The organism is Rhodobacter sp. NTK016B (assembly GCF_017303295.1).
Taxonomy (GTDB): Bacteria; Pseudomonadota; Alphaproteobacteria; order Rhodobacterales; family Rhodobacteraceae; genus Pararhodobacter.
Genome location: NZ_JAFKOK010000008.1, coordinates 223,590 through 231,698 on the forward strand (window position 1 = coordinate 223,590; position 8,109 = coordinate 231,698).

6 protein-coding genes are annotated in these 8,109 nt (G+C 65.8%); 5 read left to right on the plus strand and 1 reads right to left on the minus strand.

Annotated elements, in window-relative coordinates; all coding sequences use genetic code 11:
* Positions 1-74 precede the first annotated feature (74 nt).
* Positions 75-203: a hypothetical protein gene (locus tag JI664_RS24015; protein ID WP_286174068.1), complete on the minus strand. Its 129-nt coding sequence runs from the start codon at positions 201-203 to the stop codon at positions 75-77.
* A gap of 320 nt (positions 204-523) precedes the next feature.
* On the opposite strand from JI664_RS24015, the gene polA reads away from it, so the two are divergent.
* From polA to JI664_RS12565, 5 genes are all read left to right on the plus strand, one after another.
* Positions 524-3,337, plus strand: a complete 2,814-nt coding sequence (gene polA, locus JI664_RS12545; protein WP_207014080.1) for a DNA polymerase I — start codon at positions 524-526, stop codon at positions 3,335-3,337.
* A gap of 9 nt (positions 3,338-3,346) precedes the next feature.
* Positions 3,347-3,928, plus strand: coding sequence for a pseudouridine synthase (locus tag JI664_RS12550; protein ID WP_207014081.1), 582 nt, complete (start codon positions 3,347-3,349; stop codon positions 3,926-3,928).
* Between the two features lie 88 nt (positions 3,929-4,016).
* Positions 4,017-4,370 (plus strand): MmcQ/YjbR family DNA-binding protein, encoded by a 354-nt coding sequence (locus JI664_RS12555; protein WP_207014082.1) that lies wholly within the window; start codon positions 4,017-4,019, stop codon positions 4,368-4,370.
* 275 nt (positions 4,371-4,645) lie between these two features.
* Positions 4,646-6,982 (plus strand): DNA topoisomerase IV subunit A, encoded by a 2,337-nt coding sequence (gene parC, locus JI664_RS12560; protein ID WP_207014083.1) that lies wholly within the window; start codon positions 4,646-4,648, stop codon positions 6,980-6,982.
* 97 nt (positions 6,983-7,079) lie between these two features.
* A complete protein-coding gene (locus JI664_RS12565; protein ID WP_207014084.1) occupies positions 7,080-7,796 on the plus strand; it encodes a hypothetical protein in 717 nt (238 codons plus the stop codon).
* Positions 7,797-8,109: the final 313 nt, after the last annotated feature.

The window sequence follows — 8,109 nt, forward strand, 5'->3', positions numbered from 1 at the left end:
GGAGGTTGCCCCCCGCCCGTTTTTTCACACCCGGCGCGTTTTCGGAACACGCCGGTAAGGTCTGAACCAAAGGCTCAGGCCGCGGCCTTACGCTCGCGGAACGACTGCTCGCGCTGCAGGGCTTTCGCGGCCAGCGTCATGCCCGCCTGCTTCAGCTCTTCGATGCGGCGCTCGAGTTCTTCATTCGTGATATCGGTCGGCATTGTCGGTCTCCTTTCATCGTCGTCATCCTCCGCAGTCAAAACCCGGTCGCAGCGTCACCGGCCATCAGGCGGGCGCGGAACACGAAGGGCTCGTGCGGAAAGCGCGGTCCGGGGCAGCGCAAAAGGCGCAGGGGTCCGTCAGGACCGGAAAGCCGCAAAACAACGGCAAACCCGGAGAGCAGCCCCTATATGGCAGCCCCTGTGACCAAATTCAACCTTTTGGCCAAATCTTTGTGCAACGCGCGCTGCCCCTCCCCTGCCGCTGGACGCCCCGCGCCTCGCCGGATACCAAGGAGCGAACGACGACCAAGGAGCACGGCATGGCGTTCGGCAAGGGCTCGCACCTTCATCTCATCGACGGCTCGGCCTTCATCTTCCGCGCCTATCACGCGCTGCCGCCGCTGACGCGCAAGTCGGACGGTATGCCGGTCGGCGCCGTGCAGGGTTTTTGCAACCTGTTGTGGAACGAGATTTCGGGCGGGACCTCGAACAAGTCGAAACCCACCCATATCGCGGTGATCTTCGACGCCTCGTCGATCACCTTCCGCAACGAGATCTACGATCTCTACAAGGCCAACCGCCCCGAACTGCCCGAGGATCTGCGCCCGCAATTCCCGCTGACGCGCGAAGCCACCCGCGCCTTCAACGTCTCGTGCATCGAGATGGAGGGGTTCGAGGCCGACGACATCATCGCCACCTATGCCCGCCTTGCCACCGAAGCGGGCGGCAGCGCGACCATCGTGTCCTCGGACAAGGACCTGATGCAGCTTGTCGGCCCCGGCGTCGACATGTGGGACCCGATGAAAAGCAAGACCCTGGCCGAAGCCGAGGTGTTCGAGAAATTCGGCGTCGGTCCCGACCGCGTGGTCGATGTGCAATCGCTGGCGGGCGACTCGGTCGATAACGTCCCCGGCGCGCCCGGCATCGGCCTGAAGACCGCGGCACTTCTGATCAACGAATACGGCGATCTGGACACGCTTCTGGAACGGGCCGAAGAGATCAAGCAGCCCAAGCGCCGCCAGACCCTGATCGAGCACGCCGAACAGATCCGCATCTCGCGCAAGCTGGTGACGCTGACCCGCGACGTGCCGGTCGAGGACACGCTCGACTCGCTCGAATGCCGCACGCCCGAGGGCGACGCCCTGCTCGATTTCCTCGCCAAGATGGAATTCCGCACCCTGACGCGCCGGATTTCCGAGAAGCTGGGCGTCGAAGCCCCCACGATGGCGGAACCCGCCAGCGCCGCGCCCAAGGCCGACAAGACCGACGCCCCGGCCGCGATTGAACAGCCGCCCTTCGACGCCGAAAAATACGAATGCGTCCGCGACATGGACGCGCTCAAGGTCTGGATCGCACGGATCATGGACAAGGGCTTCGTCGCCGTCGATACCGAGACCACCTCGCTCGACGAAATGCGCGCCGAACTGGTGGGTATCTCGCTGGCCGTCACGCCGGGCGAGGCCTGCTATATCCCGCTCACCCATTCCGAAGGCTCGGACGATCTGTTCGGCTCGGCCAATCGGCTTGACGGGCAGATCGACCCGGAACAGGCGCTGGCCGCACTCAAACCCGTTCTGGAAGACGCATCGATCCTGAAAATCGGCCAGAACATCAAATACGACGCCAAGATCTTCGCCCGCCGGGGCATCGCGGTCGCGCCCATCGACGACACGATGCTGATGAGCTACGCGATGTTCGCGGGCCTGCACAATCACGGCATGGACGAGCTGTCCGAGACCTATCTCGACCACAAGCCGATCCCGATCAAGCCGCTGCTCGGCTCGGGCAAATCGGCGCGCACCTTCGACAAGGTCGGCATCGAGGACGCGACGAAATACGCCGCCGAAGACGCCGACATCACGCTGCGGCTGTGGCAAAGCCTGCGCCCACGCCTGCACCGCGAACGCGTGACCAATGTCTACGAGACGCTTGAACGCCCGCTGGTGCCGGTGCTGGCCGCGATGGAAATGCACGGCATCAAGGTCGACCGCCAGACGCTGAGCCGCATGTCCTCGGCCTTTGCACAGAAAATGGCGGGGCTGGAAGCCGAGATCCACGAACTGGCGGGCGAGACCTTCAATGTGGGCTCGCCCAAGCAGCTGGGCGAAGTGCTGTTCGACAAACTGGGCCTGCAGGGCGGCAAAAAGGGCAAGACCGGCGCCTATTCGACGGGTGCCGATATCCTCGAAGACCTCGCGACCGAGCATGAACTGCCGGGCAAGGTGCTGGACTGGCGGCAGATTTCGAAGCTGAAATCGACCTATACCGACGCGCTGCAGGACCATATCAACCCCGAGACCGGGCGCGTGCACACCTCATATGTGCAGACCGGCGCCAATACCGGGCGACTGGCCTCGACCGATCCCAACCTGCAGAACATCCCGATCCGCAGCGAGGAAGGGCGCCGCATCCGCGAGGCCTTCGTGGCGAGCGAGGGTCACAAGCTGGTCAGCCTCGATTACAGCCAGATCGAGCTGCGCATCCTCGCCCATATCGCCGATATCCCGGCGCTGAAACAGGCCTTCCAGGACGGGCTCGACATCCACGCGATGACCGCGTCCGAGATGTTCGGCGTGCCGCTGGACGAAATGACGCCCGAGGTCCGCCGTCAGGCCAAGGCGATCAATTTCGGCGTGATCTACGGCATTTCCGGCTTCGGCCTTGCGCGCAACCTGCGCATCCCGCGGGCCGAGGCACAGGCCTTCATCGACACCTATTTCGAACGCTTCCCCGGCATCCGGGATTACATGGACGCGACCATCTCCTTCGCCAAGGAGCATGCCTATGTCGAAACCCTGTTCGGCCGCCGCATCCACACGCCGGAGATCAACGCCAAGGGCCCCGGCGCAGGCTTTGCCCGACGCGGCGCGATCAACGCGCCTATTCAGGGTACCGCCGCCGACATCATCCGCCGCGCCATGACCCGCATCCCGCAGGCGATCGAGGGCCTGCCCGCGAAAATGCTGCTGCAGGTGCATGACGAACTGGTCTTCGAGGTCGAGGAAAGCGCCGTCGACGACATCATCGCCCGCGTCAAGGCGGTGATGGAGGGCGCGCATAACCCGGCAGTGGAGATCGACGTGCCGCTGATCGTCGATGCCGGCGTCGGCGACAACTGGGCGCAGGCCCATTAAGCGGGAACCATGAGCCGCCCCCGACCCCGTCCCCGCGCGCCCAAGGGCCCGACGCGCCTCGTCGCGCTCAACAAGCCGATGAACGTGCTGTCGCAATTCACCGATGACGGCCACTGGCCGGGGCTGAAGCGCTTCGTCGACCTGCCGGGCCTCTACCCGGCCGGCCGCCTCGACCGCGACAGCGAGGGGCTCTTGCTGCTGACCAATGACGGCATCCTGCAGGCCCGGATCACCGACCCCAAGGACAAGATGCCCAAGACCTACGCCGTGCAGGTCGAAGGCGCGATCACCGAAGACGCGCTGCAGGCCCTGCGCGACGGCGTGACCCTCAATGACGGCCCGACCCGCCCGGCCGAGGCGCGCACGATCCCCGAACCCGACTGGCTCTGGCCCCGCGACCCGCCGGTCCGGTTTCGCAAATCCGTGCCCGATGGCTGGATCGAACTCACCATCACCGAAGGCCGCAACCGCCAGATCCGCCGCATGTGCGCCCATGTCGGCCTGCCCGTCCTGCGCCTCGTCCGCCGCCGCATCGGTCGGTACGAAATCGGCCCCCTCGCCCCGGGCGAATGGCGCGACCTGACACCCTGATCGGCGTTTTCGCGAAACGAGCCTGCTTTGCGAGGCACAGCACGCCCGAAACGCTTGCTTTCGCGGGCCAAGCGGGCACACTGCCCGGATGATCGCCAACTACGACGCCCTGCGCGCCTTCGCGCTCTCGCTCGACCTGCCGCGGGTCGAGGAGTCCACCGGCTGGGGCCGCCCCTGCCTGCGCGCGCATGGCAAGATGTGGGTCTGGTGGTCCCCCTACGAAGACGCCGCCGTCTTTCACTGCGATATCGACGAACGCGAGATGCTGCTTTCCGCCGATCCGCAGACCTTCACCCTGCATCCTCATTACGCCGCGCATAAATTCATCCTCGTCAGGGCGGGCCATATCGACCCCGACTGGGCCGGCCCCCGCCTGATCCGCCGCTGGCGCGAGATGGCACCGAAACGCTGGCTCAAAGACTGGGATGCCGGGCGCGCCTGACCCAGCGGTGATGAGGGGGCGCTGCCCCCTCGCCCTGCGGGCTCACCCCCGGGATATTTAGAGATTAAAGATGCGGCGAAAGCTGTGGCGCGCGCGCCATGTCCTTTCACTTTGCCTCAAATACTCAATCGACCTTTCCGCAACGAGATCGCCGGGCAGGGGCGCCCCGCAGACGCCCCGGGCGGCCGAAGCGCGCGGGGGTGGGCGGGTGGAGCGCGCTTCGGCCGCCCTTTTCCCGCTTTTCCATCTACCGCGCTCTACGATAGAAGCAGGGCATGACAGACGAACCCACCGACAAATCCGACGAGCCCCCGATCGAGCCATCGCTCGAAGCGCCGCTCGATGCACCGCTGGCCGAACCCCTGCGCCGCGCGCTGGGTGAGCGCTATCTGCAATACGCGCTGTCGACCATCATGCACCGCGCGCTGCCCGATGCGCGCGACGGGATGAAACCCGTCCATCGGCGCATTCTCTACGCGATGCGCGAGCTGCGGCTGGGTCCCGACAGCCGGTTCCGCAAGTCGTCGAAGATCTCGGGCGACGTGATGGGCAATTATCACCCCCATGGCGACGTCGCGATCTACGACGCGATGGCCCGTCTGGCGCAGGATTTCAACGTCCGCTACCCGCTGGTCGACGGCCAGGGCAATTTCGGCAATATCGACGGCGACAACCCCGCCGCCAGCCGGTACACCGAGGCCCGGCTGACCGCCGCCGCCGAAGTGCTGATGGATGGCCTGACCGAGAACGCGGTGGATTTCCGCGACAATTACGACGGCACACTGACCGAGCCCATCGTGCTGCCCGCCGCCTTTCCCAACCTTCTGGCCAACGGGGCCAGCGGTATCGCGGTGGGGATGGCGACCAATATCCCGCCGCACAATCTCGATGAACTCGTCTCGGGTTGTCAGGCGATGATCCGCGACCCCGAGCTGAGCGACGCGGCGCTGGTCGATCTGATCCCCGGCCCCGATTTCCCGACCGGCGGCATCATCGTCGAGCCGCGCGACTCGATTCTGGAAACCTATCGCACTGGGCGCGGCGCCTTCCGCCTGCGCGCGCGCTGGAATGTCGAGGATCTCGGCCGCGGCACCTGGCAGGTCGTCGTCACCGAGATCCCCTATCAAGTTCAGAAATCCAAGCTGATCGAGAAGCTGGCCGAGGTCATCCAGCTGAAGAAGGTTCCTCTTCTGGCCGATGTGCGCGACGAATCGGCCGATGACGTGCGCATCGTGCTCGAACCCCGCTCGAAGAATGTCTATGCCGAGCAGATGATGGGCATGCTGATGCGCGTGTCGGATCTGGAGATCCGCTTTTCGCTCAACATGAACGTATTGATCGACGGGCGCACGCCGAAGGTCTGCAGCCTGAAAGACGTACTGCGCGCCTTTCTCGATCACCGCCGCGAGGTGTTGCAGCGCCGCTCGCAGCACCGGCTGGACAAGATCGACCACCGGCTTGAAGTGCTGGAAGGCTTCATCATCGCCTTTCTGAACCTCGACCGCGTGATCGACATCATCCGCTATGACGAGGATCCGAAAGCCGCGCTGATGCGCGAGGAATGGGACCGCAAGTTCAAGCGCGCGACCTCGGAAAGCGATTACCTCACCCCGCCCCCGTCCGAGGGAGAGCTGACCGAGGTGCAGGCCGAGGCCATCCTCAACATGCGCCTGCGCAGCCTGCGGCGGCTCGAAGAGATCGAGCTCAAGCGCGAGCGCGACGAATTGATGCGCGAGCGCGAGGGACTGCAGGACCTGCTCGACAGCGAAGAGCTGCAATGGACCCGTATCGCGCAGGAGCTGGAAAAGGTCCGCGACCAGTTCGGCATGGGCACGCGGCTGGGCGCACGCCGCTCGACCTTTGCCGAGGCCGGCGAGGTCGAGGTTCTGGCGCCCGAGGCGATGATCGAGCGCGAGCCGATCACCGTGGTCTGCTCGAAAATGGGCTGGATCCGGGCGATGAAGGGCCATGTCGCGCTCGATACCGAGTTCAAGTTCAAGGATGGCGACGAGGGCGCTTTCGCGCTGCATGCCGAGACCACCGACAAAGTGCTGGTCTTCGGCTCGAACGGGCGGTTCTACACACTTCTGGGCGCCAATCTGCCCGGCGGGCGCGGCATGGGCGAGCCGGTGCGGCTGATGGTCGATCTGCCCAACGAGGCGCAGATCCTCGACCTTTTCGTCCATCGTCCCGGCACGAAGATGATCGTCGCCTCGTCGGATGGCGACGGTTTCATCGTGCCCTCGGACGAGCTGTTGGCACAGACGCGTACGGGCAAGCAGGTGCTGAACCTGCGCGACGGCGCGCGGGCGCTGGTCTGCCGGAACGTGAGCGGCGACCACGTGGCGACAGTGGGCGAGAACCGCAAGATGCTGGTCTTCCCGCTGTCCGAGCTGCCCGAGATGGGCCGGGGCAAGGGCGTTCGGCTGCAGAAGTTCAAGGATGGCGGCCTGTCGGACCTGACCACGCTGACGCTGGCCCAAGGCCTGTCATGGAAGGACCCGGCCGGGCGCACCCGGCACGAGCCCGACCTGACCGAATGGCTGGCAAAGCGCGCCGCCGCCGGGCGCATGGCGCCGCGCGGCTTCCCCCGCGATAACCGTTTCTCCTGAACCACACCCCGCGCCCCGGTTTTTCCACAACGGGGCGCGGCGTTGCCATGCTGGGTCCTTTCCGGTATCCGAATCCCGAAACCGGAGAGGACCCACGATGGCTTTGACGCGCACGCTTCTGAAGATCCTGGCCCCGCTCGGCGTGGCGGGCCTGCTCGCCGCCTGTTCGGCCAGCGGCGCCAATCTGGGGGCCACCCGGGCCGAGCTGGGCGATTTCCGGCTGTGCTATAACATCGTCACTACCAACGACGCCGTACGCGGACCGCTGTCGCGCGAAGCGGATGTCGAGGTCTTCGCCGACCGCATCCGCGACGAGGTCGAGCGCCGCTTCGGTCGCTACGAAGGCGACCGGCTCTATCACATCGCGCTGCATCTCGATGCCTATGTGCTGGCGGTGCCGGGCATCCCGCTGGTCGCCTCGCCGCGCTCGGCGCTGATCCTGTCGGCCAATGTCTGGGACGACCGGCTGGGCCGCCCGCTTAACGAGGAACCCGAGCAACTGACCGTGCTGGAAAGCGCCGGCGCCTCGGCGGTGGTGGGTTCCGGCCTGACGATGGGCGTGGACGAGCAGATGCAGATGCTCTCGGAGAACGCCGCACGCAGCATCGAGGACTGGCTGGCCCGCAATCCCGAATGGTTCGAGCATGATGCCGAAGCGTCCGGGGAACTGGCCGCTGACCCGGCTGTCGACACCGAACCGGGCGCGCCGATGGCCGTGCCGGGCGCACCGGAAAGCGCCGTCACGCTGGCCACCGCCGATGGCGAAACCGGCGATGCGGCGACCCGTCCTGCGAATAGCTGCGGGCGGCTCTGACAGGGGCGCCCGCGCGCGTAAGGCGCCTTCGCAACATCATCCCCGACAGCGCGCCGGACGACCCGTCCGGCCGGTCAGAGACGGGCTTTGCCTGCCGTGGCGTTTCTGCCGCAGGGGCGCGCCAATGCGCTTGATTTTTCCCTGTTCCACCATTACGACGCGCGCGACGCGGCATGCCAAACGCGGGGGTTTCCCCGCCGCGCTCGATACTGAAATGGGCGGGTTTCCCCCGCCGCGCCGACTAAGACTCGAGGAGAAGCCATCATGGCGAAGGCAAAGTTTGAACGTAACAAACCGCACGTCAACATCGGCA